General features: G+C 52.4%; 28 protein-coding genes and 1 pseudogene. 16 read left to right on the plus strand and 13 right to left on the minus strand.

Translation table 11 applies throughout. The annotated features are described in order from the left end of the window. Positions 1-3: 3 nt before the first annotated feature. Positions 4-309 (minus strand): hypothetical protein, encoded by a 306-nt coding sequence (locus AB6B37_RS01270; RefSeq protein ID WP_371397084.1) that lies wholly within the window; start codon positions 307-309, stop codon positions 4-6. A 129-nt stretch (positions 310-438) separates the two neighbouring features. Here AB6B37_RS01270 and panB point away from each other — a divergent pair, with 129 nt between their 5' ends. From panB to AB6B37_RS01300, 6 genes are all read left to right on the plus strand, one after another. Next, complete coding sequence (gene panB / locus AB6B37_RS01275; RefSeq protein WP_371397085.1) at positions 439-1,254, plus strand: 3-methyl-2-oxobutanoate hydroxymethyltransferase; 816 nt, start codon at positions 439-441, stop codon at positions 1,252-1,254. Between the two features lie 148 nt (positions 1,255-1,402). Further along, positions 1,403-2,131, plus strand: coding sequence for a tetratricopeptide repeat protein (locus AB6B37_RS01280; protein ID WP_371397086.1), 729 nt, complete (start codon positions 1,403-1,405; stop codon positions 2,129-2,131). Beyond that, a complete protein-coding gene (locus AB6B37_RS01285) occupies positions 2,131-3,588 on the plus strand; it encodes a PQQ-binding-like beta-propeller repeat protein (protein WP_371397087.1) in 1,458 nt (485 codons plus the stop codon). Before AB6B37_RS01280 ends, AB6B37_RS01285 begins: the two co-directional genes overlap by 1 nt. A 149-nt stretch (positions 3,589-3,737) precedes the next feature. Continuing rightward, positions 3,738-5,114, plus strand: a complete 1,377-nt coding sequence (gene der / locus AB6B37_RS01290) for a ribosome biogenesis GTPase Der (protein ID WP_371398482.1) — start codon at positions 3,738-3,740, stop codon at positions 5,112-5,114. 33 nt (positions 5,115-5,147) lie between these two features. Next, the gene (locus AB6B37_RS01295; RefSeq protein ID WP_371397088.1) at positions 5,148-6,152 is read left to right on the plus strand and encodes an NAD(P)-dependent alcohol dehydrogenase; all 1,005 of its coding nucleotides are present in this window, start codon (positions 5,148-5,150) and stop codon (positions 6,150-6,152) included. 4 nt (positions 6,153-6,156) lie between these two features. Further along, on the plus strand, positions 6,157-6,606 hold the full coding sequence (locus tag AB6B37_RS01300) for a hypothetical protein (protein WP_371397089.1): 450 nt from the start codon (positions 6,157-6,159) through the stop codon (positions 6,604-6,606). 139 nt (positions 6,607-6,745) lie between these two features. Here AB6B37_RS01300 and AB6B37_RS01305 read toward each other — a convergent pair whose 3' ends face one another. Continuing rightward, the gene (locus AB6B37_RS01305) at positions 6,746-7,063 is read right to left on the minus strand and encodes a hypothetical protein (protein WP_371397090.1); all 318 of its coding nucleotides are present in this window, start codon (positions 7,061-7,063) and stop codon (positions 6,746-6,748) included. 62 nt (positions 7,064-7,125) lie between these two features. On the opposite strand from AB6B37_RS01305, the gene AB6B37_RS01310 reads away from it, so the two are divergent. Next, positions 7,126-7,638 (plus strand): hypothetical protein, encoded by a 513-nt coding sequence (locus AB6B37_RS01310; RefSeq protein ID WP_371397091.1) that lies wholly within the window; start codon positions 7,126-7,128, stop codon positions 7,636-7,638. Between the two features lie 3 nt (positions 7,639-7,641). Continuing rightward, on the plus strand, positions 7,642-7,875 hold the full coding sequence (locus AB6B37_RS01315) for a helix-turn-helix transcriptional regulator (protein WP_371397092.1): 234 nt from the start codon (positions 7,642-7,644) through the stop codon (positions 7,873-7,875). 7 nt (positions 7,876-7,882) lie between these two features. Here the strand turns inward: AB6B37_RS01315 and AB6B37_RS01320 are convergent, their stop codons facing one another. Next, positions 7,883-9,181: a winged helix-turn-helix domain-containing protein gene (locus AB6B37_RS01320; RefSeq protein ID WP_371397093.1), complete on the minus strand. Its 1,299-nt coding sequence runs from the start codon at positions 9,179-9,181 to the stop codon at positions 7,883-7,885. A 293-nt stretch (positions 9,182-9,474) separates the two neighbouring features. Between AB6B37_RS01320 and AB6B37_RS01325 the strand changes: the two genes are divergently transcribed. Both AB6B37_RS01325 and AB6B37_RS01330 read left to right on the plus strand, forming a co-directional pair. Further along, the gene (locus AB6B37_RS01325) at positions 9,475-9,876 is read left to right on the plus strand and encodes a hypothetical protein (RefSeq protein WP_371397094.1); all 402 of its coding nucleotides are present in this window, start codon (positions 9,475-9,477) and stop codon (positions 9,874-9,876) included. A gap of 68 nt (positions 9,877-9,944) precedes the next feature. Continuing rightward, complete coding sequence (locus AB6B37_RS01330) at positions 9,945-10,298, plus strand: hypothetical protein (protein WP_371397095.1); 354 nt, start codon at positions 9,945-9,947, stop codon at positions 10,296-10,298. Between the two features lie 175 nt (positions 10,299-10,473). Here the strand turns inward: AB6B37_RS01330 and AB6B37_RS01335 are convergent, their stop codons facing one another. The 4 genes from AB6B37_RS01335 to radA form a co-directional block, all read right to left on the minus strand. After that, a complete protein-coding gene (locus AB6B37_RS01335; protein WP_371397096.1) occupies positions 10,474-11,211 on the minus strand; it encodes an SDR family NAD(P)-dependent oxidoreductase in 738 nt (245 codons plus the stop codon). 52 nt (positions 11,212-11,263) lie between these two features. Further along, a complete protein-coding gene (purF, locus tag AB6B37_RS01340; RefSeq protein ID WP_371398483.1) occupies positions 11,264-12,754 on the minus strand; it encodes an amidophosphoribosyltransferase in 1,491 nt (496 codons plus the stop codon). 77 nt (positions 12,755-12,831) lie between these two features. Beyond that, positions 12,832-13,512 carry a CvpA family protein gene (locus tag AB6B37_RS01345; RefSeq protein WP_371397097.1) on the minus strand — a complete coding sequence of 227 codons (681 nt, stop codon included), beginning with the start codon at positions 13,510-13,512 and terminating at the stop codon, positions 12,832-12,834. A 20-nt stretch (positions 13,513-13,532) separates the two neighbouring features. After that, positions 13,533-14,942 carry a DNA repair protein RadA gene (gene radA / locus AB6B37_RS01350; protein WP_371397099.1) on the minus strand — a complete coding sequence of 470 codons (1,410 nt, stop codon included), beginning with the start codon at positions 14,940-14,942 and terminating at the stop codon, positions 13,533-13,535. A gap of 228 nt (positions 14,943-15,170) precedes the next feature. Between radA and AB6B37_RS01355 the strand changes: the two genes are divergently transcribed. The 4 genes and pseudogenes from AB6B37_RS01355 to AB6B37_RS01370 all read left to right on the plus strand — a co-directional run bounded on the left by AB6B37_RS01355 (position 15,171) and on the right by AB6B37_RS01370 (position 17,885). Beyond that, complete coding sequence (locus AB6B37_RS01355) at positions 15,171-15,593, plus strand: hypothetical protein (RefSeq protein WP_371397100.1); 423 nt, start codon at positions 15,171-15,173, stop codon at positions 15,591-15,593. Positions 15,594-15,688: 95 nt separating this feature from the next. Next, positions 15,689-16,489, plus strand: a complete 801-nt coding sequence (gene trmD / locus AB6B37_RS01360) for a tRNA (guanosine(37)-N1)-methyltransferase TrmD (protein ID WP_371397101.1) — start codon at positions 15,689-15,691, stop codon at positions 16,487-16,489. Then, a pseudogene (gene rplS, locus AB6B37_RS01365) lies at positions 16,476-16,844 on the plus strand (50S ribosomal protein L19); the annotation flags it as partial. The gene trmD and the pseudogene rplS, both read left to right, overlap by 14 nt. Positions 16,845-17,006: 162 nt before the next feature. After that, on the plus strand, positions 17,007-17,885 hold the full coding sequence (locus AB6B37_RS01370; RefSeq protein WP_371397103.1) for a hypothetical protein: 879 nt from the start codon (positions 17,007-17,009) through the stop codon (positions 17,883-17,885). Here the strand turns inward: AB6B37_RS01370 and AB6B37_RS01375 are convergent. Genes AB6B37_RS01375 through AB6B37_RS01395 form a run of 5 tightly spaced genes read right to left on the minus strand, consistent with a single transcriptional unit; the run spans position 17,882 to position 21,126 of the window. Continuing rightward, complete coding sequence (locus tag AB6B37_RS01375; RefSeq protein ID WP_371397104.1) at positions 17,882-18,799, minus strand: acyl-CoA desaturase; 918 nt, start codon at positions 18,797-18,799, stop codon at positions 17,882-17,884. The two genes, AB6B37_RS01370 and AB6B37_RS01375, sit on opposite strands and share 4 nt — an antisense overlap. Beyond that, positions 18,786-19,721, minus strand: coding sequence for a hypothetical protein (locus AB6B37_RS01380; RefSeq protein WP_371397105.1), 936 nt, complete (start codon positions 19,719-19,721; stop codon positions 18,786-18,788). Before AB6B37_RS01380 ends, AB6B37_RS01375 begins: the two co-directional genes overlap by 14 nt. 3 nt (positions 19,722-19,724) lie before the next feature. Beyond that, complete coding sequence (locus tag AB6B37_RS01385) at positions 19,725-20,192, minus strand: hypothetical protein (protein ID WP_371397106.1); 468 nt, start codon at positions 20,190-20,192, stop codon at positions 19,725-19,727. Next, positions 20,189-20,650, minus strand: coding sequence for a hypothetical protein (locus AB6B37_RS01390; RefSeq protein WP_371397107.1), 462 nt, complete (start codon positions 20,648-20,650; stop codon positions 20,189-20,191). Before AB6B37_RS01390 ends, AB6B37_RS01385 begins: the two co-directional genes overlap by 4 nt. Further along, positions 20,647-21,126: a hypothetical protein gene (locus AB6B37_RS01395; protein WP_371397108.1), complete on the minus strand. Its 480-nt coding sequence runs from the start codon at positions 21,124-21,126 to the stop codon at positions 20,647-20,649. Before AB6B37_RS01395 ends, AB6B37_RS01390 begins: the two co-directional genes overlap by 4 nt. Positions 21,127-21,140: 14 nt before the next feature. On the opposite strand from AB6B37_RS01395, the gene AB6B37_RS01400 reads away from it, so the two are divergent. Both AB6B37_RS01400 and AB6B37_RS01405 read left to right on the plus strand, forming a co-directional pair. Further along, positions 21,141-21,509: a hypothetical protein gene (locus AB6B37_RS01400; protein ID WP_371397109.1), complete on the plus strand. Its 369-nt coding sequence runs from the start codon at positions 21,141-21,143 to the stop codon at positions 21,507-21,509. A 91-nt stretch (positions 21,510-21,600) separates the two neighbouring features. Next, positions 21,601-22,446 carry a hypothetical protein gene (locus AB6B37_RS01405; RefSeq protein WP_371397110.1) on the plus strand — a complete coding sequence of 282 codons (846 nt, stop codon included), beginning with the start codon at positions 21,601-21,603 and terminating at the stop codon, positions 22,444-22,446. 5 nt (positions 22,447-22,451) lie between these two features. Here the strand turns inward: AB6B37_RS01405 and AB6B37_RS01410 are convergent, their stop codons facing one another. Continuing rightward, positions 22,452-24,500: a DEAD/DEAH box helicase gene (locus AB6B37_RS01410; RefSeq protein ID WP_371398484.1), complete on the minus strand. Its 2,049-nt coding sequence runs from the start codon at positions 24,498-24,500 to the stop codon at positions 22,452-22,454. Positions 24,501-24,778: the final 278 nt, after the last annotated feature.

Below are 24,778 nucleotides of genomic sequence, written 5' to 3' on the forward strand. Positions count from 1 at the left end.
AGGCTAAAAAGCAGCCAAAATTTTATGTGCCCAAATCCCAATAAGACCACCAATCAAAAGTCCCAGGTGGACGGCTAGTTTGTAGTGTTTATCGTTCGGGTTGCGTTTCCACTCTAAGATTGCTGCGGTAATTGCGATGAGTTCTAATAGGCCTAAAGCTAGTCCGGCAAAGATATAGGATTGAAGTTTTGATAGTGCATAAATTGCTGAAACATGGTCAACGATTTTATACAATATCAAAATATAAAAAATACCGAAGGCTATCCATCCCGTTGGAATGACAAGTGTATTATGCGCTGTTGGCTTCATAATTAAATTTCTATTTTTGCGTGTTTTTAGAGTCAAGGCTTTACATGGTCTGTTACGGCTAGCTTATAGCATCTTGCCCCACACCTCGCGCGCCTCTATATCACACCCCTAACCATCAAGGGGCCTCCTATGTCTGCACAAAATACCATCCACCGTATGACTGCGCCGCAAATCACGGCGCGTAAGGGCGGGGAGCCGATTGTTTGCCTGACGGCCTATGACGCGCCGACAGCGGCGATTTTGGACGCGCATTGCGACTTAATTCTTGTTGGCGATAGTGTCGGCATGGTGGTGCACGGCCTGACCACGACGGTTGGCGTGACGCTGGATATGATGATTATGCACGGACAGGCTGTGATGCGCGGCGCACACAAAGCCCTTGTCGTGGTGGACCTGCCTTTTGGGTCATATGAAGACAGTGTCGAGACCGCGTTCCGCTCTGCCTCGCGCGTGATGATGGAAACGGGCTGCCAAGCGGTGAAGATTGAAAGCGGGTCATATGCGGCGGAAACTGTGCGTTATCTGGTCGAGCGCGGTATTCCCGTGATGAGCCATGTCGGCCTGCGTCCTCAAAGCATGAATGTGCTGGGCGGGTTTCGCGCGCGTGGCCGTACCCAAGCGGTCGAGGACGAAATTATCGCCAACGCTATCGCGGCGGCGGAAGCGGGCTCTTTTGCTGTTGTCGTCGAGGGCACATCGGTCGAGATTGCCGATAAAGTCACCAAAGCGGTAGGTATTCCGACCATTGGCATTGGCGCGTCGGCGGGCTGTGACGGACAGATTTTGGTCACCCCTGATATGCTCGGCATGTTTGACCGTGTCCCGAAATTTGTGAAAAAATACGGCACGATGAAAGATATGGTCGAGACCGCAGTTAGTGAATACCACGCAGAGGTCACTGCGCGCACGTTCCCTGGCGAGGCCAATACCTATAAATTCAAGTAAATTTCGCTCTTAATCTCTCAAAACAGCTCTTAAATTATTGACGGTTTGTCATGTCCTTTGCGGTTGCGATTGGGGCGTTGTGGCGATAGGTTCAGCCAAATATTTCAGGCCACCCTATGATGTGGCTGCTTAAGCATAAGGACCTGCCGTGGTCGATTTTATCAATGAAGTCGAAGAAGAACTTCGCAAGGACGAATATAACCGTCTTTTAAAAAAATTCGGGCCGCTGATTGTGGCTGTCATTGTCGCGATTATTGCGGCAACGGGCTATATGGAATGGCAAAAATCATCCGCTGATCGTATGGCGCGGGCCGTCTCTGTTGCTTATGTTCAGGCTGGTGAAAAAGCCAATGCAGGTAATACCCAAGGCGCAATTGTTGATTTTATTGCTATTTCTGAAAAATCCCCCGCTGGTTACGCAGGGTTGTCGCTCATGCGTGCCGCCGCATTGGAGCTTGAAGCGGGCAATCGTGACCGTGCGGTTAGCTTATTTGATCAAGCCGCCAGCGTGTTTGAAAAGCCGCGCCATAAACAACTTGCGCAGCTAAAAGCGGGTTATATCCTTGCAGGTGATGGGCGTTATGATGACGTGCGCTCGCGCATGGCACCCCTTGCAGCGCAAGATCAACCTTATGAAGATTTGGCACGTGAACTGCTCGGCTTTGCGGCGATGCGCTCAGGCGATATGGGCGCGGCGCGCGAGCAATTTTCCTATCTAGACAGTATTCCCGGTGTATTAGACACGGTGCAAGCGCGGGCGTCGCAATATCTCAGCCTGATGAAAACCGATGATGCGGCCAAGGCGCCTGCGCCGACGGACACAACTGTGACGCCGCCGACGGAAGAGACATCAACATCAAATGAAGGTGACCAATAATGAATAACCCTATGGTCAAAATCCTCACACTCGGCCTAGCGGCGACATTTTTGCTATCTGGATGTGCTACGATTAGCTCCGCTGTTGATGCCGTAAATCCCTTTGATAAGTCCGAAGAACAAAAGCGCAAAGAACAGGGCGATGTTGCGGCAGATAGTGAACGCATTTCAATCTTGTCCTTGGACGATACCTTGCGCGTCTCGGACACCGCGACACCCGATCAAATTGTTCTGCCTGCGCCATATGTGAACGCTGATTGGCCGCAACCGGGCGGATCTGCGACCCATGTTGTTCAGCATACGGCGGCTACTGGCCCGCTGGAACGCGTGTGGTCCAAAAATGTTGGCGACGGATCTGGTCGCAAAGGCGCTGTTGTCGCCCCGCCAGTGATTTCAAGTGGCAAAATGTTTGTCATGGATAGCGATAACACAGTGCGCGCCTTTGACGTAAATTCAGGCGATAGCCTTTGGGCGCATAAAATGACCGTGACCGCCAAGGGTAAAACCCGCACGGGCAAAACGGGAATTTTGGAACGTGTCGCTGACCCGCTATCCTTTACCGATACGGGTGGTCGAGACAAAGAAAGCGTTGGCGGCGGCGTCACGACAGGCAATGATTTGGTCTTTGCGACATCGGGTCTCGGCGTTGTTCGCGCGATGATCGCGGAGACAGGTGAAATTGTATGGCGCAAGAAAATGATTGTGCCAATCCATTCTGCCCCGACCTATGCCGACGGACGATTGTTTGTTGTTACGGATGAGAGCGAACTTATCGCTATGAACGCCTATACGGGTGACGTTTTGTGGACATATCAAGCGATTGTTGAAACTGCCCGTATGTTAACCGCGCCCGCGCCAGCCGTAATTGACGAGGTCGTGATTGCGCCGTTTGCGTCGGGCGAGCTTGTTGCGCTGCGTGTGCAAAACGGGTCAGTGCTATGGCAAGACGCGCTGTCGTCTACGGGACGTTTGACGCCGCTGGCCACGCTCAACGATATTGCAGCTGGACCTGTGATTGCTGATGGTTACGTGATTGCCTCTGCGCAAAGCGGGAATATGACCGCCTTTGATTTACGCACAGGGTCGCGCATTTGGACACAGCCCGCGGGCTCACTGGGCTATCCGCTGGTCGTAGGGGATGTCATCTTTACCGTGACAACTGATGGACAAGCGGTAGCGATGTCAAAGCTTGACGGCCAAGTCTTGTGGATGACACAGCTTGAGACCTTTAAGAATGAAAAGAAGCGTAAAAAACGGATTGCATGGGCTGGGCCTCTGCTTGCGGGTGAACGGCTTGTGATGTTTTCCTCTCGCGGGGCTGGGATTGAAATGAACCCTTACACGGGTGCGATTACGCGCGAATTTAAAGTGGGTGATACCGTCTATGTGCCGCCGATTATCGCCAATGAAACGCTCTATGTCTTGACCGATAGCGGCAAGATTGTGGCTCTGCGCTAGGCGCTTTGCTTTACAGGCGCCGTTACGTCGGCGTCTATGACCAGATAGGATAAACCGTGGCAGACCATAAAAAACGAAGAGGCCGCGCATCTGACGATTGGGAAGACGAGCCCTTAGAGCAAGACGGTGCCGATGAAAATGCGCCGCGTATCGCCAAAATTGCCATTGTCGGACGACCCAATGTCGGTAAATCGACACTGTTTAACCGCTTGGTCGGCAAAAAACTGGCCATCGTTAATGACCAACCGGGTGTGACCCGTGACCGCCGCGAAGCCATGGGCCGGTTGCGGGGGCGCGACCTTCAAATGATTGACACGGCCGGGTTTGAAAATGAGACGGGCGATAAGTTAGAGGCGCGTATGCGCGCGCAGACAGAGCAAGCCGTACGCGATGCCGATGTGTGTTTATTTGTCTATGACGCGCGCGCAGGTGTGACGTCACTGGACGAAATCTTTGCCGAATTTGTGCGCCGTGCCAATGTGCCCGTCGTGCTGGTCGCCAATAAATGCGAAAGCCGCGCGGGCGATGTTGGCCTATCCGAAGGCTACAGCCTCGGTCTTGGCGACCCCATTGCGGTGGCGGCTGAACATAATATCGGCATGGTGGAACTGGACGAGGAAATCGATGACCGCCTAGAGGGTGTGGACCTCTCGCCAGAACCCGACCCGATTGACCGCTCTGACGCGCCTGTGCGGATTGCCATTGTGGGTCGTCCCAATGCGGGTAAATCGACGCTGATTAACACGCTGATTGGGCAAGACAGATTGCTGGTCGGGCCAGAGGCAGGCGTGACGCGCGATTCCATTACGATTGACCACATGTGGCAAGACCGCCGTATTCAGTTGCACGATACAGCCGGCATGCGCAAAAAATCCAAAGTCCATGACACGCTAGAGAAAATGTCGGTCAGCGATAGCCTCCACGCTATTCGCTTTGCTCAGGTCGTTGTTCTGTTGATGGACGCGCAAAATTGTTTTGATAAGCAGGATTTGCAAATCGCCGCCCTGGTCGAACGCGAAGGCCGCGCGCTGGTGCTGGGTGTGACTAAATGGGATACGGTGTCCAATAAATCAGAGGCCGCCAAAGCCATTCGCGCCAAAGCCGATCACCTGCTGCCGCAACTACGCGGCCTCCCTGTGGTCATGTTCTCTGGCTTGACCGGTAAGCGCGTCGATACATTACTGCCTGCGATTGAGAAAATACAAATCGATTGGTCTGCCAAAGTTAAAACATCAGAGCTGAACGAATGGCTGGGCGAGAAAATCCGCCGTCACCCACCCCCTGCTGTGGCGGGCCGTCATATTCGCCCCAAATATATCAGCCAGACAAAAACACGCCCGCCGACATTTGTGCTGAAATGTTCGCGCGTGAACTCTATTCCAGAGAGTTATAAGCGCTATCTCGTCAATGGTCTGCGCGAAGATTTTGACCTGCCTGGCACACCGATACGCCTTATCGTGAAAGCGGATAAAAACCCTTATATCGACGAAGGCGGAACAAAAACGCGCGGCGGGAATAATGACTAATAGGATTATTCATTAAAACACACAGGACATAATATGACAGATTTCAACGCCTATGCCGCCACAGAGGCCGGTGCAAAGCTCACCCCATTTTCATATGACCCTGGTGCGCTCGGTGCGCATGAGGTTGAAATTAAAGTGAGCAGTTGCGGGCTCTGTCATTCGGATCTGTCGATGATTAACAATGATTGGCGCGCGAGCCAATATCCGCTTATCCCAGGCCACGAAATTGTCGGCACAGTAACCGCCGTTGGGGATCACGTTAGCCATCTTAAGGTCGGCCAAACCGTAGGCGTTGGCTGGTCATCGCATAGCTGTGGTCATTGCGGGCAATGCCTGTCGGGTGCGCAGCAACGCTGTCCGAAACTCACCACGACCATTGCAGGTCACGGTGGTTTTGCGGACCGTGTACGCGTGCAGGGTATTTGGGCGATAGCTTTGCCAGACGGTATGGACGCGCGCGGTGCGGGGCCACTGTTTTGTGGCGGTATTACGGTTTTTGCGCCCATGATGGATTTCGGCCTCAAACCCACAGACCGCGTCGGTGTTATCGGTATCGGCGGGCTGGGACATCTTGCGCTGCAATTTGCCCGCGCCTGGGGATGTGAAGTCACAGCCTTTACCAGCTCGACGGATAAGATGGACGAACTCTCAAGCCTCGGCGCGCATAATGTTGTGAACTCCCGCGATAAAGAGGCGTTAAAGCCGCTTCGCGGACATTTTGACATGATTATTTCGACCGTGAATGTCAGCCTCAACTGGCCGGCTTACCTCTCGACCCTCGCGCCAGAGGGCACATTGGTGACCGTCGGTGCGGTGGACGAGCCCATGGGTATCCCCGCTTTCAGCCTTATCGGCGGCCAAAAATCCGTCGCCGGATCAGACACAGGCGCGCCGCATATGGTCGCGAAGATGCTAGAGTTTTGCGCACGCCACGATATCAAACCCATGGTCGATTATTTCAAAATGGACGATGTGAATAAGGCCATAACTCACCTCAAAGACGGGAAAGCCCGTTACCGCGTTGTGCTGGAAAACTAACGATATGAGCCAGCCGCGCACCGCCTCACGATTGTGGATTTTATATGCTGCATGGGGCTGCGCACTCGCGTCTCTCTTACATATTGTTACCATCATCGCGGGGCCAGATTGGTTTGATTTTCTCGGCGCGCCGCCCGAATATGGGCAGATGATGCGCGACGGTGACTGGGTCTTTCCCGTCGCTGTCACACTTGGCATCGCCGCCATCCTCGCCATCTGGAGCGCCTATGCCTTTGGCGCTGCGGGGGCCATAAAACGCCTCCCGCTCACCCGCATCATATGCTGGGCCGTTGCCGCGATATTCCTGCTGCGCGGCGCAGGCGGCATCCCGCTCATGATTTTTGTCATGCTACAAACGGGGTTCACAGCACTGACAGCGTTTCACCTCGCGGCGTCGGTTTATATCCTAAGCCTCGGCGTGGGATTTGTGTTTGCGGCGCGGGCTCGGCGATAGATGTAAAAAAAACTGGGTATTATATACGAAACTAGACAAGGTTTTGCCAAGGATATCCCTGCCCCGCCGAAAAGATATCGAGGGGTATATTTCATTCAGCGGATAAGAAGATACCGAAACGGATTACGAAACCTGCCAATTAGTAGAGGTCAAACCATCCCTTTTTGTTTAATGAGGTGTCAAATCCTAGCTCTGCAACACGTTTCATAAATTGTTCGTGTCCCTCTGGAACGATACCGTCCCAATTACCCCCTGCGCATATATCACAGAAGAACATATTGAGTTTCTCTGACCTTTTCAGTTCGTATCTACCGAAGCCGTAATGAAATGGTAATTCGCACAAATCACAATCTTTGAATTTTTCTCTAACATTTCTTTTCATCGTTTGAGCAAATCCCGATTCTTGTCGATTGTCTAGTTTCGTATATAATGTAAAAAATACTTTACACGCACTCATGCTCTCGCTATGTAAAAAATAGTTTACAACGAGAGGAGGGGCTGTGCCAAGCCCAAATGCATATGAGTGACCATACAAAATTAGAAGATATGAGTGAGACGGAGCGCCAGAGCTGGGCGACGTTGATTGTGGATGTTTGTGTTTTCATCTGGTTTCTAAAACAGACGACGACGCATATAGGGTCTTTGGCTCTGCGAGAGATGAGTGCGAGTGATTTATTTGGTGTCTATGTCGGGTTGATTATCGTGACCGTGATTTTGCACGCTATTATCGCCGCTGTGTTTGAAACCCGCAAACGCAAAGACCACACCACGGCCAAGGATGAACGCGACATAGAGATTGAGCGGCGCGGGTCGGCGAACGGGTTTTGGGTGCTGACCATTGCGGTGAATATCATCATCTTCACGCTATTGTTTGAACATGCGAGCGCACAAGGGGCTGATGTACTGGCTGGTTACGCGCCGCCGTTTTCAGTGCTGGCCCCGCCCGCCATGTTTTTTGCCCTAATGGCTGTCATCTTCATCGGCGATATTGTGAAAAACGCGACCATGGTCCTCGCCTACCGCGGGCCATAAGTCATGGGCGGTAAAAAGACATCGATTACAAATCATATGCGCCGCATTCGTGTGGCGCGCACGGATTTGACCCAATCAGAACTCGCGCGGCGTATTGGCGCCACGCGGCAAACTGTAATTGCGATAGAGGCGGAAAAATATGCGCCGTCACTGGAACTGGCCTTTCGGATTGCTCATGTGCTCGATACACCGATAACGGAGCTTTTCATCTTTGACCCGTCTACCATGGACGCGTGAAGACCGCTTATTGCGGCGGCCCTGTGGGGGACCACGCGTCAAAGGCATCATCATTATCTGTGTTAGGATCAAAATTTCCTGTCTCGGGATCAAAGGTCGAATGATCCTCAATACCGACAATATCCTCTGGCAAATCTTCATCCCAATCGCCTGATAAGATGAAGGATAGTTCTGTCATTGTGTCGCGTGCAATTTGTTCTTGGATGGTGAAGCCGTCGGCCAGTCGCCCCGTGTAGCTTTTGCTCCAAAGTTGGCTGGCGTCTTGGGCGTTAATCAACTGCGTTGACACCCGCACCAGATCCCCATTAGTGCGCACCGACCCCGCGATAATGTGGGACACTTGTAGTTTACGTCCAATCTCTCTGGGATCAACGCGCTGGCCTTTGAAAGCAAAGCTAGCTTGGCGGCTAATCACGCGCAGGTCGGGAATGGTATAGAGCTGGGTCAGGAGTTCCTCGGCCATGCCGTCCGCGAAATACTCCTGATCGCCCGACAGGCTCATGTCTGAAAATGACAGCACTGCCACGGCATTCCCAAACACCAGCCCCGTATCCACGGTCAGGGGACGCACCGACGAAAGGGCGGAGTTGGGCGCCTGTGTCTCTAATGTTGGGGGCGCAGGTTGAGCTGTTGTGACAGGTGTCGGTGTTTCGACTCTGTCGCCCAAAAATGCTGCTGCCGAGACGCCAACCACGCCGAGCGCGGTCAGGCCGAATAAAGCGGCCGGCAGGCTACGGTTTTTGCGCGGTGCAGCTGCGGGCTCTGCCTTGGTTTGATAGGCGCGCGGGCTGCTCGGTGTCGGGGTGTTTATAATGGGTTGTGTTGTTGGGGTAACAATCGCGGGTTCGGATGTGCCAACGGGTGTTTGTGTCGCTTGGGTCGTGACGGGCTGTGGGACCGGGCGCGATATTGGCGTGTTCGGGGCAGGGACATGATCGGGTACGGCGGTGATACGGCGCGCAATGGGTTCATCCCACGGACCGACATGAGCGATCAGCCGGTATCCAACTTTGGATATGGTCTCGATGTATTTTTCTGTCTCGCCACCTTTGCGAAATGTTTTGCGCAAAACGGATACGGCTCGGGTCAGGCTCTCATCCGCGCCGTAATCGACTTTCCAAATGCGTTTAATTAAATCAAAGCGCGATATGACGTCGCTGGGGTGGGATGCCAATTCACAGAGAACGTCCATGATGCGCGGTTCGAGCGGAAAGGTCTGGCCGTCTTTTTTCAATAAATTACGTGTTGGTTCGACCCGAAAGGCCCCAATACGGAACGTATTTTTTCTGATGTCATCATCATTCACGAATAAAACGCTCCCAATCTCTTTCTTTATAAAGCGGAAAAATATGAGGGCAATCGAATAATTGTCACAGTAAAATTGTGAAAATAAGCCTAAAAACCGTTTAAAAACAATGACATCATATTTCCATCAGAAAAATTTCAGCAAAGCTTTAGGCGGTCATCAGGACGTTTGTCAGCGTTTCTGCGAGTTTGAATTTGCGGCAGGGAGCTTAGCTTTCATCCCCAAGATTAGCCCCGCCGCACCGAGTAAACAAAAGAGTAAAACCGCGACCCATATATTTAGAGAGAGACATTATGACACGCACTTTTAAAATCGCCCTGACCGCCGCCGCCTTTATCACAGTTGCAGGTTCAGCCACTGCGGGTGACACATTCACAGCGACATTTAATTACGACAATACAATCAGCGCTTCAGCCAATTTGGAAAACTTTCAAACGACAGCGACAGATGCTTGCCGTGAAGAGATGACCCGCGCGGGATTTCGTATCACAGAGGGCCGCCGCGAGATGCGCCAATGCGAGCAAGAGCTTATGAAGTCAGCGGTTCGCAGCACAAAAAGCCGTGCCCTTGTCGCCTCTTATGCCGCGCGTACTGTCAATGCGGTTTATAAGCCAAAGCCGTCTGTTGCCGCCCAAACAGCCAAAAACCTGATTAAGGCGTCTCGCAAAGACACCGTCAAAATGGCGAGCAACTAAGTTCCCTTTTCCATCAACCCTAACCCAAACCCAAACCCAAACTAACAGTTTTAAAGAGAGAGAAAACTATGACACATTTTATTACAAAAATCGCAATCGCCGCTGCAATCACAATCGGTGCAACATCTACGGCGCAGGCTAGCGACACATTCACCGCACGTTTTGATTATGACGCCACGGCCTCTGCTGCGGACAATCTACAAAGCTTCTCAGCAACAGCGAAAACGGTTTGTGCTGACCAGATGGCGGCTGAAGGGTTCCGCCCCACAGAAGGCCGCTTCCAGCGCCGCAAATGTGAGCGTAACCTGTTAAAGCAAGCCGTAAAAGCCACACGCAATGACGCGCTAAGCTTGGTCTATGCAGAGAATACACGCAAAGCCCCGCGCAGCAAAACACCGTCGACCCTTTTGGCACAAAACTAGGGACGATATCGGGCGCCCTCCCTCGGCATCTGTTTCCCCTCAATGCCGACAGGCGGGGCGCCCACATCAATCCGCGAACAATCCCTCAGAGCTTTTGCCTCGCGGCGACCTCTTCTTGAAAAAGAAGGGGTCATTTTGGCGTTTAAGGATAGGCAGGAACTGGCTTTAATCGCCGCTAATGACCAGAATAATAAGCACTCTCTCTAAAGCTTATTATCTGGTCATTTTTGTTATAATCGGGCGATAACATGTCTACGACTAACGGCGCGACATCGCTGGGGGCGGGCAGGGTGGACGGGTCTTCGCCGGGCACAGCTTTGCCGCGCATATGGGTGCGCACGGCCCCAGGGTTTAAAAGGTTTACCCGCATATCGGTAATCTCAACTTCTTTGGCGTAACAGGACACATAAGCCTCCAGCGCGGATTTGGACGCCGCATAGGCACTCCAATAGGCACGGCGGCTCTGCGCGACGCCCGATGTCACAAACAGGGCTCGCCCCGATGGTGACGCACGCATTAGCGGATCCAGGGCGCGTATCAGCCGGTAATTGGCCGTCATGTTAACCGCAAAGACTTGGTCAAAGACTTTGGGCGTGACTTGCTGCGCGAGAGTCATTTCACCTAGCACACCAGCATTGGCAAAAACACCGTCAAGGCGCTGCCAGCGCTCCGCAATGGCGACGGCTAAATGATCCAGCCCATCTGGCTGCATCAAATCCATGGGCACTAATGTGGCCTCGCCGCCGACGGCTTTAATCGCGTCGTCCAAATCCTCAAGCCCGCCTTGGGTGCGCGCGACCGCGATAATGTGACTGCCAGCTTTGGCGAGCGCCAGAGCCGCCGCATATCCAATACCGCGTGATGCACCGCTCACCAATGTGACGCGCCCAGACAAGGGTTTATTATCATTCATAAGACAATCCTTAGACTAAGCCGTAGCTGCGACGCAGAGGTGCAAAAGCGCGCTAGGCGACTTCGACAAGAAATGAGAGTTGCTTTGACCCGTCCGCCATTTCGCGGTCACGATCAATCAGCGGCGTGGGGTAATGGCCCGTGAAACAGTGATCTGTATATTGCGGGGCATCTTCACGGCGGTACTCTTCGCCCATCGCCCAATAGAGCCCTTCAATGGACAGAAATCCGAGGCTATCCACTTCCAGCATTTCGGTCATGGCCTCTAAGCTATAATTGGCCGCAATCAGTTTTTCTTTATTAGGCATATCAATGCCGTAATGATCGGGAAATTTAATGGGCGGGGAGGCAGAGCGGAAATGGACTTCGGTTGCACCCGCCGCCTTAATCATCCGCACAATCTTGGTTGATGTTGTGCCGCGCACAATCGAATCATCGACCAGCAGAACCCGCTTGCCTTCAATCATGGCGCGGTTGGCACTGTGCTTTAGGCGCACACCCATATCGCGAATTTGTTGTGTGGGTTGGATGAACGTTCGCCCGACATAATGGTTACGGATAATGCCAAGCTCAAACGGGATGCCCGTTTCTTGGGCAAAACCAATGGCGGCGGGGACACCGCTATCGGGGACGGGGATAATCACGTCAACATCGGCGGGTGTTTCCTCGGCTAATCGTTGGCCCATACGCTTACGCACGTTATAAACGCTTTTGCCGCCAACAATGCTGTCGGGTCGTGCAAAATAAACAAATTCAAAGACGCAGGGACGCGGGGCAATCTCGGGAAAGGCGCGAAACGACCGAATACCGTCTGCGTTAATTGCGACCACTTCGCCGGGGTCAACTTCTCGGATAAACTCAGCCCCCACCATGTCAAAGGCGCAAGTCTCTGACGCCAGAATATAGCTATCGCCCAAACGCCCAATCAAAAGCGGACGAATGCCAAGGCGGTCCCGCGCGCCGATAAGGGTTTTATCCGTCAGCGCGACAAAGGCATAACCGCCGTCAACTTGGCGAATGGCATTGATAAAGCGGTCAATAAATTCACCGCCTTTGGCGCGTGCAATTAGGTGGATAAGAACCTCTGTGTCTGATGTGGACTGGAACAGCGCGCCTGCTTCCACCAATTGCTCGCGGATGGTATAAGCGTTCGTCAAATGGCCATTATGGGCAATGGCAAAACCGCCCGTATGCAGCATAGAAAATAGCGGCTGTACATTGCGCAGGATTGTTTGCCCCGCCGTGGAATAACGCACATGGCCAATGGCCATATAACCCGGCAAGCGCTCTGATGGATCGTCGCCCGTGAAATTATCCCCGACCAAACCGAGATGACGCTCTGTATGAAATTTTTCGCCGTCAAAGCTTGCGATGCCGCAGGCTTCTTGGCCTCGGTGTTGCAAAGCATGCATGCCCAGCGCAGTCAGGGACGCGGCGTTTTCAAGACCGAAAATACCAAAGACACCACATTCTTCGCGGATTTTATCAGACGCAGGGTCGAAATAATCAGTGGTAGGATCATCAATGGGGCCGCTCGCAGCCATAGTCTGAGCCTTTTCCGTGTTAAACGTGTGGGTCATATCGGGCTCCGTAAACTGGACTCTTTTGAGTTGTGCGCGGCTTAATTGTTTTCCAACACTTTGGCAATGTCTTCTAGGTTTTCACCTGATTTTAATCGGTCAGCAAATGTTTCCATACGCGAGAAAGGCAGCCCGCGAATAAAGCTGCCAATTTTATCAAGGGTTGGAAAAAAGACAGAGTCTTTGACAATATTAGGCAGTTCTGGATCATCGGATAAAAACATATCACGCACAGATTTTGGGGCATTGCGGAGCATATCATCGGTGATTTCTGTGCCGTTATTGCGCAAGGATTGTTTGAACTCTTGCGCGGCTTTGGCCTCGTGATAGCTGGCGGTAAAGACCATGGTCGCCAGGGCGCAGACAACTAGCCCGCGAAAAACACCAAAGCCAGCCCCCGCGAGGCGGTCAAGCAGCCCGACTTCTTTCCCGCGCAGGTTTTTCACCACACCGCTGAACAAAAACACACAGAGCAGATAGGTCATCATGAAGGTGCCAAGCCCAAGGGCAGCATCAGACAGCCATTGCGGGCTGATAATGTCGCGTGCAGCAAAGCGAAAACGGCCATAAACGAAAAGGGACGCAATACCCGCGATAGACAGGGCCGCGATAGAGATTAATTCGCGAAACAGACCCCGACTGGCGGCTATAAGCAATGATATGATGATGACCAGAAGGACAACAATGTCAAAGCCGGTAAAATCCCAAGGACCAATACTCACGATAAACACCTCGCATCATATTATGCGGCCCAGCTTTTATCTGAACAACCGCCTGCTTCTGCGCTACGCTCTACACGGGTCACAAGGTCAGTTAAAGTCTTTATAGCAATTATTGGCAGTGCAGCATTGTCATTCTTGCTACCGGCTTTAAGCGGCTTGGCCGAAATGGCGCGCTTAAAGCCCAGTTTCGCCGCCTCTTTCAGCCGCGCGTCCATGCGGCCCACGGCGCGCACGTCCCCGGATAAGCTAATCTCGCCAAAAACAACGGCGTCAGACGGCAAAGGAAAATCAAAGGCAGAGGACACAATGGCGGCCGCCACGGCCAAGTCAGCGGCAGGTTCATTGATTCGCAATCCGCCCGCGACGTTAAGATAGACATCTTTGCCTGCAAAGCTGACCCCGCAGCGCGCCTCTAGCACCGCCAATACCATAGCGAGCCGTGAATTATCCCAGCCCACAACGGCGCGGCGCGGCGTACCAAAGGCGGCGGGCGCGACAAGCGCTTGTATTTCCGTCAGCATCGGGCGTGTGCCCTCTAGCCCCGCAAAAACGGCTGCGCCAGAGCTTGCCTCGTCCCGACCATCAAGGAACAGGGCGGACGGGTTTGGTACTTCGGCCAGGCCGCTTTCGCGCATTTCAAACACGCCGATTTCATCCGTTGGGCCAAAGCGGTTTTTATGGCCGCGCAAAATCCGAAATTGATGGGCGCGGTCGCCTTCAAAATAAAGCACCGCATCGACCATATGTTCAACCACGCGCGGGCCAGCGATTTGCCCGTCTTTTGTGACATGACCGACCAAAATCACGCAACAGCCTGATTTTTTGGCAAAACGGGTCAATTCCTGCGCACAGGCCCGCACTTGGGCGACTGTGCCAGGCGCGGCCCCCAGTTGATCCGTCCATAATGTCTGGATAGAATCGATAATGACCACATCGGGTTTTTCAACCATCAACGCGTCCAGTATCGGGCCCAGCGATGTTTCCGCCGCCAGTGACACGGGTTGTTCCGATACGCCAAGGCGTTTCGCGCGCCTTCGCACTTGCCCCACCGATTCTTCGCCGGAAATATAAGCGGTCTTCGCACCGCCCGCCGCAAGCTTGCCTGTTGCTTGCAACAGTAGTGTTGATTTACCGATACCGGGGTCTCCGCCGACCAAGATGGCCGAGCCCGCGACCAGACCGCCGCCCGTCACACGGTCAAGCTCCGCGATACCGGTCTTAAGGCGCGGCACAGCGCGGCTCTCCCCGCCCAAATCCACAAAATCTAGCCCGCGCCCTTTTTTGCGGCGCTTATGCACAGGCGTTGCATTATGGGCGATCTGTTCTTCGACCAGTGTATTCCACTCCCCGCAACTATCACACCGCCCCGCCCATTTAGAATGAACAGAGCCGCAGCTTTGGCAAGTAAAACAAGACGTTGGCTTAGGCATAGGCGCTCTCCAATTGTCGTGAACAATCGCAGAACATGATGAAGGTGTCAATTATTTTGTTGTTGGTTTGTTCTGTTGCTGTGAACACTCTAAAATTATAGTCATGGCCAAAGCGTTGTGAGGCGGGTTGACGGGGTACGGTTCTGGCAAATTTGCTTAGTATTTAACGTTAACATTACGGCTGTATTCATTCACCCGTAGTTCACTCCCGCCTAGATAGCAAATTGTATGCGTTATCTTATGGTTTTAGTCGTTTTCTTAGTTAGCTGTGGCGAAACAGCTAAGCCACCGACTATGCCTGAAAAAATTGACAATTTAACGTGGGTGAGTGGCGATAGAGGCACCTTTAATAATAACTTTAACTTTTATTTGTTCGAATATGCTGCACCTAGTTTAGAAAGTGCGCAGTGCCCCGCTGAGTTTGAAAGCGGAGCAAGGGCGCGTGATTTTATGGTATTGCTGACACAAGATCTATCAACAATAAAAATAGAAAGTGTTCATGAAGCAAACCTAAGAGGGGAGTATGGTGTCACGCTTTCACAAGAAGGACATGATTTAGGTGTTTTAGGAGTTAGCTGGGGGCATCTTAAACCGCGCCTGACTGATGACGCGCTATCGGTCGACTGGTGTAAGGGAGTTATGGCCGAATAAGACTGCGTGCTTAATACAATCTATGCTTTTGATATCATCTCCTCCTTACATCAAGGAGACTTTCCTTTAGGCTGTAAACCCGCTACACGCCGCGCATGAGTGGTGATGCTGACATAACTGAGCCCAAATCCGGCCAAAATCCATGGCGCGCGACGGTTTTGACGCTGTTTCCTGATGCCTTTCCGGGCGTTTTGGGCACATCCGTCATTGGCACAGCTGAAAAGAATCACATTTGGGCGCTAGATTGTGTGGACATCCGTGATTTTGCTGCTAATAAGCACCGCAACGTCGATGACACCCCTGCGGGGGGTGGTCCGGGCATGGTTTTTCGACCAGATGTTTCGGCCGCAGCCATCGACAGTGTCCTTTGTAAGAAGGACAGTGTCGCTCCGGAGGAGCGTCCGCTGATATATTTGACCCCTCGGGGTGCGCCTCTGACCCAAAAGCGGGTAAGGGAGCTTGCATCCGGGCCGGGTCTTATTGTGTTTTGTGGACGGTTTGAAGGGCTCGACCAACGGGTGATTGAAAGCCGCCAGATGGAGGAAATCTCTATTGGTGACTTTGTATTAGCCGGCGGAGAGGTCGCGGCGCAAGTGATGATAGAGGCCTGTGTGCGCTTGCTGCCTGGAGTATTAGGCGCGAGCGAGAGTATAGAGGCCGAGAGTTTTGAAGACGGATTATTAGAGTATCCACTCTATACCCGTCCAAGAGAGTGGGACGACCGGCATATTCCGGATGTCCTGTTATCCGGGAACCACAAGGCGATTGCCGCGTGGCGAGCGGATAAGCAAAAAGAGATTACAAAAGCCAGACGGCCTGATTTATGGGACGCTTGGAACGCCGAAAATGGGCAAGCCGAGAACGGCAAAAAAGGAGACGGTCATGAACGTGATTGAAAAGCTGAATAAAACTGAAGAAGCCCGCTTGCTTGAAGGCGGCAAAGTCATTCCAAACTTCTCAGCTGGCGATACGCTTGTTGTGCAAGTCCGCATTACCGAAGGTACGCGCACACGTTTGCAAGCCTTTGAAGGCGTATGCATCGCGCGCGCAGGCGGCGGCATCAATGAGAGCTTCACCGTTCGCAAAATCAGCTACGGCGAAGGTGTCGAGCGTGTCTTCCAAGTCTACTCCCCGCTTGTCGAGGAAATCGAGATCAAACGTAAAGGCCGCGTCCGTCGCGCAAAGCTTTATTACCTGCGCGATCGCCGTGGTAAATCGGCCCGCATCAAAGAGCGGACAACAGGCCGCGCATAGTCTTTGCGTGTAGCTAAGAATAACAGAACCCGGCCTAATGGTCGGGTTTTTTGTGGGTGGAGCATATCTGCCCTATTAACCCGCTGCTAACCCTTTTCTTTCGCTGGATTGCAAGAGTTTTGCGTTAGCAAATGACCTATGAAGACTATTTTGGGGCACATGAGGCGGGAGTTAAGCTGTCCATTATTGACGGCGCTGACGGCTTTCGGCGTAGCGGCAAGCGCTATGCCTGCCTACGCCGCCACAACGGATCGTCCTTATTTTCGCGCCCAGTCACTCGTCATTGTCATCGGTGCGACAGAGGATGAAGCCAATGGCGGCGTTGCTCCTGTGGCCGTGGATTTCAACTTATTAACGCCCGCCTCATCAGGCACCGCTGCGCCAGACTTAATCGCGGGCGACGGCTTTGTGTTTAATTCAAATGCGGGCTTTGATCCGGGCCATGATTTCAGCGGCGGGGCGACACGTCTTATTTTAGAGGACGAAACATCAGGCGGCAATTTTGGCAATCCCGGCGGCGGCGATATTGATTATCTGGAGGCCAGCGACACGCTGACGTCCTTTGGGTTGGACAACATGACAGACCTTAACCTGCGGCAATCACGCCATGTTTCGCGCTTCCTTGTTGTGTCTAACGCCGCTTTTGACATGTTTGCCCAAGCCAGCAATCTGTCGACCACGGGCGATTTTACGTCGATGGGATACGCCAACATAGGCTTTCGTGCGCTGATTAACCGCTCTGGCGGGTCGGGCGCGGGGCAATGGGGCAGTGCAGCACAAAATCCAGCCATTGGCGGTTCAGGCCTTGTCACGACACTCAATGATTTAGGCGATATGAGCGCAGGGCCCACTAAAATATTTGACGGGGGTCGCCGCACAGCGCGATTTCCTGGGACACTTTTGGAACAAGCGGTGTCCTTTAATATTCGCTACGCGCTCAGCGGCTCGCCTGATGCGGGCATCGATAATGACTATGACTTTTCCATGGGTGTCGGCACCATAGGCGCGGATGTAACCTATACGGTTTATACGCCTTAGGCTGATAATTTCTGTAACTCTGGGCGCGGCGGTAATTCCGGCGGCAAGACTAGACTTCTAACGATGCCTAATTTTGCCAATATTATAAGCACCCACCACCCTGGGTCGGCTTGACCCGCCTGTAACCCAAGCTTTGCAGAGCCTGGAAAGGCATGGTGATTATTATGCCAGCATTCGCCAAAAGTAATCAGCCCGCAAAAGCGCACATTGTGACCTTGAACAGCGGCGCCCTTAACATGCCAGTCGCGATGGCCTGTATTATGGGCGAAATATCCAATAAACCAATGACCGAAAATCGAGATAACGACCCGCCCGCATATACCCCAAAACACAAATCCCCATCCGCCCATAAGGTATAAAATAATCGCAAGCGGTATCTGTTGGAACATTGATGTTACTTGGAGGCATTGGTAAAATTTGTCAGACTTAATACTGGGCGAATAGGAAAATTGCGGCGCGTGTTTGAGGTGTAATTTGCAGTGAATTTGCCACCAAAAATCCTTTAACATTGAACTTTGGTGAGAGAAAAAAGGATGGCAGACAGCCTGCCTTTGTGCCCAATCTCGCATGTCATGGGTGTAAACCATCGTCAACGGCCCGCCCAATCCAACAAGTGTTCCTAAATAAGCACCGATATATTCAACCCATTTAGGGCAATCAAAACTGTCATGGATAAGCTTTCTATGCATACCCAGTGAATGCCCCAAGCAAAGAATAATTGCGCTTAGCCCGAAGAAAACGGCGACAGCGGCCCAAGAGAAATACACAGCGCCGCCAATCAGCCAACCGAGCGCCATCGTGCTAAACCAAAGGGATTTGACAGCGCTCCAACGAACATTACCGTCACAGGCGTTACTGTGGCCTGTATTGATTACCCGCTCATTGCGGTAGGGCTGCGCGTTAGCCTTGATCATGGTCGCGCGCGATAACGGATTTAATCAAGTAATCTGCGCTTTGCTCTATGGCAAAATTTTGTAACGGCGCAAAATACCAAGCAGGGTCAAGCTTGCGGTCATAATTAATGGTCAGGGCGACTTCTGTTTGATTGGGGCCAATGGGGCGAAAATCAACTTCGGTGCCTTTGACATCCAGATAGCTGGCAAGATAGCTTGTGTTTTTGACGACGGACGTGGTGACTTTATTTTCGCTGACGGTGTCGATTTTTAAATGAAATTCACCATGCTTTATGTTGGTAAAAAACCAGCGCTTATAAACAAAATCAAGCGTGTGAATATCACCAGCGTTCAGCGACCCGGCCGCAACGTTAACCGGCAAAGGAAAGATTGATAGAAACCAATGGCGTGATTGTGGCAGGCGCATGGGCGCGGCCATATTGGCTTTTAACGCGGCAATGTCAGCGTCAATTATGACTGTTCTTGTGACGCTACTTTCGCGTTCAAATGTCGTTGACGGGGACAGGCCTTCGACGGCCAAGATCATAACGGCAAGTGGCCAAATTGCGGATTGTAATTTTGAATACCGTTTTGCTTTTCTCTTTTGACCCCAAAATCTGAACAAATATGTCAGCGACACGATGATAAAATAAATCGGGGCAAAAAATAGGACACAGATAAAGCCTTCAAATAGCACGGCCGATGTGGCCAGCATGATGATGGTCGCAACTAATAAATGCCGCAAATAAGCGGGTCCTAATCTCTCGCCCTCTGGGGTAGGGCTGAGTTGAAAAATGGCAAAGGATACCAAAAACGGAATACCGACATAAAGCAGCGCGCTATTGGCAAAGACTGAGTTCATCAATATCCGCGTTAGCAAGGCAAAAAAGCCGATAAGAAAAATCAGATAAATCCAATAAGGTTTTTTCGCTTTTATCGCCACATCCTACCCAATCAAATCATCGCAGGTCGACAGCTCACCTCGGATCACGGTTTTGGCGCTCCATTGGTTATTGTCTATGGGCTGACCGTCCTGCACGCGGGATGGGTGAAAACTGTAAAGGCATGTGCCTTCGATAAAGACGGTGAAGCAACTGACCCCGCCCGCCAGTGGTCCGTCATAGCGAAAACAGATGACATCGTCGCTCACCAATTTCCATTCGCCTGTGTCGGTGATTGTGCCCTCGCGGTAAATCGTTTTACCGTCTTTGGTGAAGGTTTCAGTAAAATGCGATGTGCCAGAGCGTTGGCGAAATTCTTTATATGTCCCGTCCATCGTCCGCCCCGCAAAGGCGTCACGCAGGCTATCACCCGACAGCAGGGTCAAGACCGTTGGCCCTGTGTCTTCAATCAATTGCGCATGGGCGAGCGGGCTTAGCCACAGGGCGAGCGTAATAACAGCAGCCCGCATCATGATATTAAGATATCACAGCTTGGCCCGTCCTCGCGGTTGGCCCCTTTGGACCGCCAGCCTTCGGGGATGATATTTTTGACATGACCATAATAACGCGACGGATAACCATATAAACACCGTCCATCACGAAAGATAAAAAAGCAGTGCTGCCGCGTCTCGTCCAGTTGTGGGTAACGGTAACAAATTTGGTCTTCTAATCCGGGGGCGCCGACTAATTTCCAATGACCGTTGAGGCGAAATTCACCCTCGCGGTAATCGGTGCGACCATCAGGGAAATGCATTTCCGTATGATGGGCGATATTGGTAAAGCCCTTGTCATTATACACCAGATCGAGCGTTTGCCCGCTATAGGCTTCGCGCAGGGCGTCACCTTTTAACTGCACCCACCTTGTGCTGTCCTGGGCATAGGCTGCCGTGCTACATGCGGCTATTATTAGGGCGGCGAGAACACGTATCATGATATCATGTCCTCACATGTGGCGCGCTGCCCTTTGTGCACGCTTCGCGCTGTCCAGTAATCAGTGGACAGCTCATCATCGCGGGCCAGTAAGCTGCTGGAATAAAAGTAGTGGCAAGAGCCGAGCTTATAAACACGGAAACAACCGCTGCCCAAAATATTATTGTTATAGTCATAGCATATCATGTCATTACGGGCTGCCCAACGGCCTTTAGCCATAAGGTCGCCTTCGCGGTAAATGATAGCCCCGTCATCCCCGTGCCATTCGGTATAACGGTTCCCGGGTTCACCGCGCGGATTGAAGTTATAGGCCCCCGTATGGGTCATACCTGTAAAGCTTGATGTCAAAGCCTCCCCCATCAGGCGCGAAGCCTCTGGACGGACGTCATAATCTTGGGATTGTGCGAAAGAGGGCGGCGGCGTCATCGTCAGCGCGCCTAACGTCAGAAGTGTAAATATCAATATGCGACCAAACATAGCTGAACTTTAGCATGAAAAACGCATTTGACCATGCTACATGTCAGCCTATGACAGATGAAAATCCAAATAGCCCTGAAACTGAAACCTATGTCCCGCGCAAAGACAGACGGCCTTCTCGCTATGTCAAAGCGCAGCAACGCCGCGACGCGGCCAAAGCGAGAGATAACAAATTTTACGCAGCAATATTTTCGCTGATAACGATGGTCGTGTTGGTCGCGCTATTGATATCGGCGGTCATGGTCAATGGCGGCGCGGTTGATACGTCCGCCATGGGCGGTTGGGCCTCACCGTGGGTGATGGGGCTGTCAAAGATGGAAGTTGTGGGCTTAGCCTTCGTCGGCCTGGTCGGTTACGGCATGTGGCGCAAAATGAAGAAGTAAAGGCCTTTAGGTCCCTTTCTGTCAGCTTTTTCTTCAATATCAATTCTGGATATGGGTATTATCCCACGGGGCATATAATTGGAAACATGATGTGACCAGCTGGCGGCTTGTTCATAGCGTCAACCTCGGCAATGCTAATCGCATGGCAGGGTATTTTCGATCATGTGTTTTATGGGGGCTGGTGATTATAAGTGCGGCCCTGTCAGGATGCGCCTCGGCGGCGCGCGGGGCGAATATTGATTTTACCGTTAGTGCGCCGCAAAAAGACGTGTCTATCCTATTTGACTTAGAGACGGTTGAAAGCCGCAAGGCCTATGATTGGCGCGTCCGGCGGGATGCTCTGCAAGCGGATAGAGAGACCCCCGATTTTGAATATCATGAGTGCGAAGCCTTACCCTGCACACTGAATATTCCAAAGGCCCGCACATTTTCCGTTGTCGCGCATAAGGATGGTTATAAGCCAAAAATATATCATATTGCCCATGTGCATAAAGATAATCTCGAAACCGTTAGTAATGCAGCCGCTGTGGGGGCCGTTTCGGCAACTGTCGGCAGCACATATGTCATAGCTGCCAATGTATCCCCATTATTTACGCTGTCAGGACCCGCCACGTCACTGGCGGCTGTGACCACGGCGGCGTCTGTTTTACTGGTGGCCTTGCCCGCCAGTGTTTTCTTGCTGGGGTCTAATGAGGTGGATAAAGACAGTAAGGCTAATTATTTGTTTTTCCCAAATCCGCTAGAGATTACGCTCGACCCGCTGGGTCCTGACGATCCGCCCGTAACAAAGGCGCAGATTAAATCACAATTTGACAGCCAACGTATTGCCGCTTCACTCGATCCCGTCAAAAGCGATATGTGCTATATCGGGGATGAACGCATGGGATGCTGGCGCTATCAAAAACTGAAAAAGCGCCGAGAAAAGGCTGCGCGTTAACCCGACTAGCTTTTGCGTTTCTTCCGCGCGAGTTTCGGACCTGACGGTGGGCGGCTTTTACTGCCCGCTTTTCCGCCTGTTTTACCCTTTGACTTGGTTGATTTATGCTTGCCACGGGCAGCCTCTTCTGCACGAGCCTTGGCACGGGCAAGCTTTTTCTTATGCGGCTTTTTTGGCTTACCGTCTGCACCGACGCGGGGGACATCGTTAAAGAAATCATCTTTGGCGGGGTCATACTCAGCAGCATTGGAATTGGCGTCGTCAAAAGTCTTGGCGCGTTTATCTTTGAAATTATCTTTCGCAGGGCCAGATTGTTTAGACGCGCGTTTGGGGCGTTTGTCCCAACCGCCGTCATCGCTGCCTTTTTTATCCCAGCTTTTTTTGCTGCGTGGTTTATCGTCTCGCGGTTTATAAACGGGACGGTCATCAGAAAAATCAGGCGTGCCGTCAACGCGGGTTGCGGTAATGGCTTTTTCGATTTTCCCGTCAGGACCGATGGCGGATAAAAACCGCTCTATGCCTTTGGGATGAATTTCGACATAAGTCCGCGTCTCGGTGATTTTAATCGCGCCAATTTCGTCTTTCTTTAGCTCGCCTGACTTGGATAACATGGGAAGTATCCAGCGGGGCTCTGCCTTTTGTTTGCGTCCCAAGTTCAGCGACACCCAAACGCCGTCGTCAAAGTCCTTGCGGGGACTGCGTTCTTTACGGTGTTTTCCGCCCTTACCGCTATCATCAGACGGGTCGTAAGCAGCCGATGACAATTCTTCGGGTGCGCTATGGGTGTTGCGGTATTGGCGAATGAAGGCGGCCGCAATTTGGCCCGGATCATATTGCTTTAACATGCGCTCGACCATTGTGCGTTCTTCGTCGCTGACGGGCGTTTCAAGCACCATAGCGTCCAACATGCGTTCATTGTCTTTGGACTGCACATCTTGCGCGCTGGGCGGGTTTGTCCACTCGGGTGTGACTTTGGCATCTTTTAAGACGCGTTCGGCTTTGCGGCGACCTTGCTGCGGCACAATCAAGGCAGAGACACCCTTGCGTCCCGCGCGGCCCGTCCGACCAGATCGGTGCAGTAGCGCTTCGGCATTTTTGGGAATAGAGGCGTGAACAACCAGTTCTAAGTCCGGCAAGTCCAGTCCGCGCGCGGCCACATCGGTCGCGATACAGACCCGTGCCCGACCGTCCCGCAGCGCTTGCAGTGCGTCAGAGCGTTGCTTCTGATTAAGTTCACCGGAAAGGGACACAACACTAAAGCCGCGATTGTTAAAGCGCTGCGTCATGCGGTTCACCGCCATGCGCGTATCGCCAAAGACAATTGCGTTTTTGGCATCATAAAACCGCAGTACATTGATGATCGCGTTTTCAACATCGTTTTTGGACACGACCATCGCGCGGTAGGTAATGTCCAAATGCTGTTTAGAGTCTGAGACGACATTGACGCGCATACTGTCGCGTTGGAATTTCTTGGCCAGTGTCACAATGGTTTTGGGCACAGTCGCAGAAAATAACAATGTGCGGCGGGTCTCTGGTGCGGCGTCGAGGATCAATTCAATCTCTTCGCGAAACCCCATTTTCAGCATTTCATCCGCCTCGTCCAGCACAACGCAGCGCATATCAGACAGGTTTAAAGATCCACGTTTAATATGATCACAAAGGCGGCCAGGTGTGCCGACCACAATGTGCGCGCCGCGCGACAGCGCCCGCCGCTCGTCGCGCATATCCATACCGCCGACACAGCTTTCAACTTTGCCGCCAGCGGGTTTATAGAGCCACATCAGTTCTTTTTTGACTTGCAGCGCCAGCTCTCGCGTCGGTGCGATAATTAGGGCCATAGGCGTATCAGCGGGCGGCAGCATCGCGTCTTCGCCCAACATGGTCGACGCCATCGCCAAACCAAAAGCCACGGTCTTACCAGACCCCGTTTGCGCGGACACCAGCAAATCGCGGTGGTCATATTTGGGATCAACAATCGCCTCTTGCACGGGGGTGAGCGAGGCATAGCCTTTGGCAGATAGGGCTTTGACAAGGGCAGGGTGAACCGCGCTCATGCTATTGTTATCTGTGTCAGTCTGTGTGTCTGTTTGTGTCTCAAGCTCTGCTTTGGCCTGTGTGTCGGGTGTATCGGTCATGAAATCTCTATAGTCGCCAAATGCATTGGCTATGTTGCGCGGTAGGTCTTCGCGTCTGATATGAATAGCGCTGGGCATCGGGCCGCGCTTTGGCCGCCTCTTAGGGGGTAATGGGGCAAAGGTATAGCGGCAATTACGCTTCTGACTGATGATAGGCGCATTAGAGCGGTGCTAAGACTTGCGCCGCGCCAGTAAAG

Origin of the sequence: Fretibacter rubidus (genome assembly GCF_041429785.1) — a bacterium.
GTDB classification, from domain to species: domain Bacteria; phylum Pseudomonadota; class Alphaproteobacteria; order Caulobacterales; family Maricaulaceae; genus Fretibacter; species Fretibacter rubidus.

Excerpts from the sequence above, each read along its gene's own strand:
- AB6B37_RS01390 (WP_371397107.1), bottom strand. The coding sequence starts at position 20,650 with ATGATACGTGTTCTCGCCGCCCTAATAATAGCCGCATGTAGCACGGCA.
- AB6B37_RS01395 (WP_371397108.1), bottom strand. The coding sequence starts at position 21,126 with ATGTTTGGTCGCATATTGATATTTACACTTCTGACGTTAGGCGCGCTG.
- AB6B37_RS01355 (WP_371397100.1), top strand. The coding sequence starts at position 15,171 with ATGCGTTATCTTATGGTTTTAGTCGTTTTCTTAGTTAGCTGTGGCGAA.
- AB6B37_RS01400 (WP_371397109.1), top strand. The coding sequence starts at position 21,141 with ATGAAAAACGCATTTGACCATGCTACATGTCAGCCTATGACAGATGAA.
- AB6B37_RS01385 (WP_371397106.1), bottom strand. The coding sequence starts at position 20,192 with ATGATGCGGGCTGCTGTTATTACGCTCGCCCTGTGGCTAAGCCCGCTC.
- radA (WP_371397099.1), bottom strand. The coding sequence starts at position 14,942 with ATGCCTAAGCCAACGTCTTGTTTTACTTGCCAAAGCTGCGGCTCTGTT.
- AB6B37_RS01335 (WP_371397096.1), bottom strand. The coding sequence starts at position 11,211 with ATGAATGATAATAAACCCTTGTCTGGGCGCGTCACATTGGTGAGCGGT.
- panB (WP_371397085.1), top strand. The coding sequence starts at position 439 with ATGTCTGCACAAAATACCATCCACCGTATGACTGCGCCGCAAATCACG.
- AB6B37_RS01300 (WP_371397089.1), top strand. The coding sequence starts at position 6,157 with ATGAGCCAGCCGCGCACCGCCTCACGATTGTGGATTTTATATGCTGCA.
- AB6B37_RS01305 (WP_371397090.1), bottom strand. The coding sequence starts at position 7,063 with ATGAGTGCGTGTAAAGTATTTTTTACATTATATACGAAACTAGACAAT.
- AB6B37_RS01410 (WP_371398484.1), bottom strand. The coding sequence starts at position 24,500 with ATGAGCGCGGTTCACCCTGCCCTTGTCAAAGCCCTATCTGCCAAAGGC.
- purF (WP_371398483.1), bottom strand. The coding sequence starts at position 12,754 with ATGGCTGCGAGCGGCCCCATTGATGATCCTACCACTGATTATTTCGAC.
- trmD (WP_371397101.1), top strand. The coding sequence starts at position 15,689 with ATGAGTGGTGATGCTGACATAACTGAGCCCAAATCCGGCCAAAATCCA.
- AB6B37_RS01330 (WP_371397095.1), top strand. The coding sequence starts at position 9,945 with ATGACACATTTTATTACAAAAATCGCAATCGCCGCTGCAATCACAATC.
- AB6B37_RS01285 (WP_371397087.1), top strand. The coding sequence starts at position 2,131 with ATGAATAACCCTATGGTCAAAATCCTCACACTCGGCCTAGCGGCGACA.
- AB6B37_RS01315 (WP_371397092.1), top strand. The coding sequence starts at position 7,642 with ATGGGCGGTAAAAAGACATCGATTACAAATCATATGCGCCGCATTCGT.
- AB6B37_RS01375 (WP_371397104.1), bottom strand. The coding sequence starts at position 18,799 with ATGATCAAGGCTAACGCGCAGCCCTACCGCAATGAGCGGGTAATCAAT.
- AB6B37_RS01295 (WP_371397088.1), top strand. The coding sequence starts at position 5,148 with ATGACAGATTTCAACGCCTATGCCGCCACAGAGGCCGGTGCAAAGCTC.
- AB6B37_RS01310 (WP_371397091.1), top strand. The coding sequence starts at position 7,126 with ATGAGTGACCATACAAAATTAGAAGATATGAGTGAGACGGAGCGCCAG.
- AB6B37_RS01270 (WP_371397084.1), bottom strand. The coding sequence starts at position 309 with ATGAAGCCAACAGCGCATAATACACTTGTCATTCCAACGGGATGGATA.
- AB6B37_RS01370 (WP_371397103.1), top strand. The coding sequence starts at position 17,007 with ATGAGGCGGGAGTTAAGCTGTCCATTATTGACGGCGCTGACGGCTTTC.
- AB6B37_RS01325 (WP_371397094.1), top strand. The coding sequence starts at position 9,475 with ATGACACGCACTTTTAAAATCGCCCTGACCGCCGCCGCCTTTATCACA.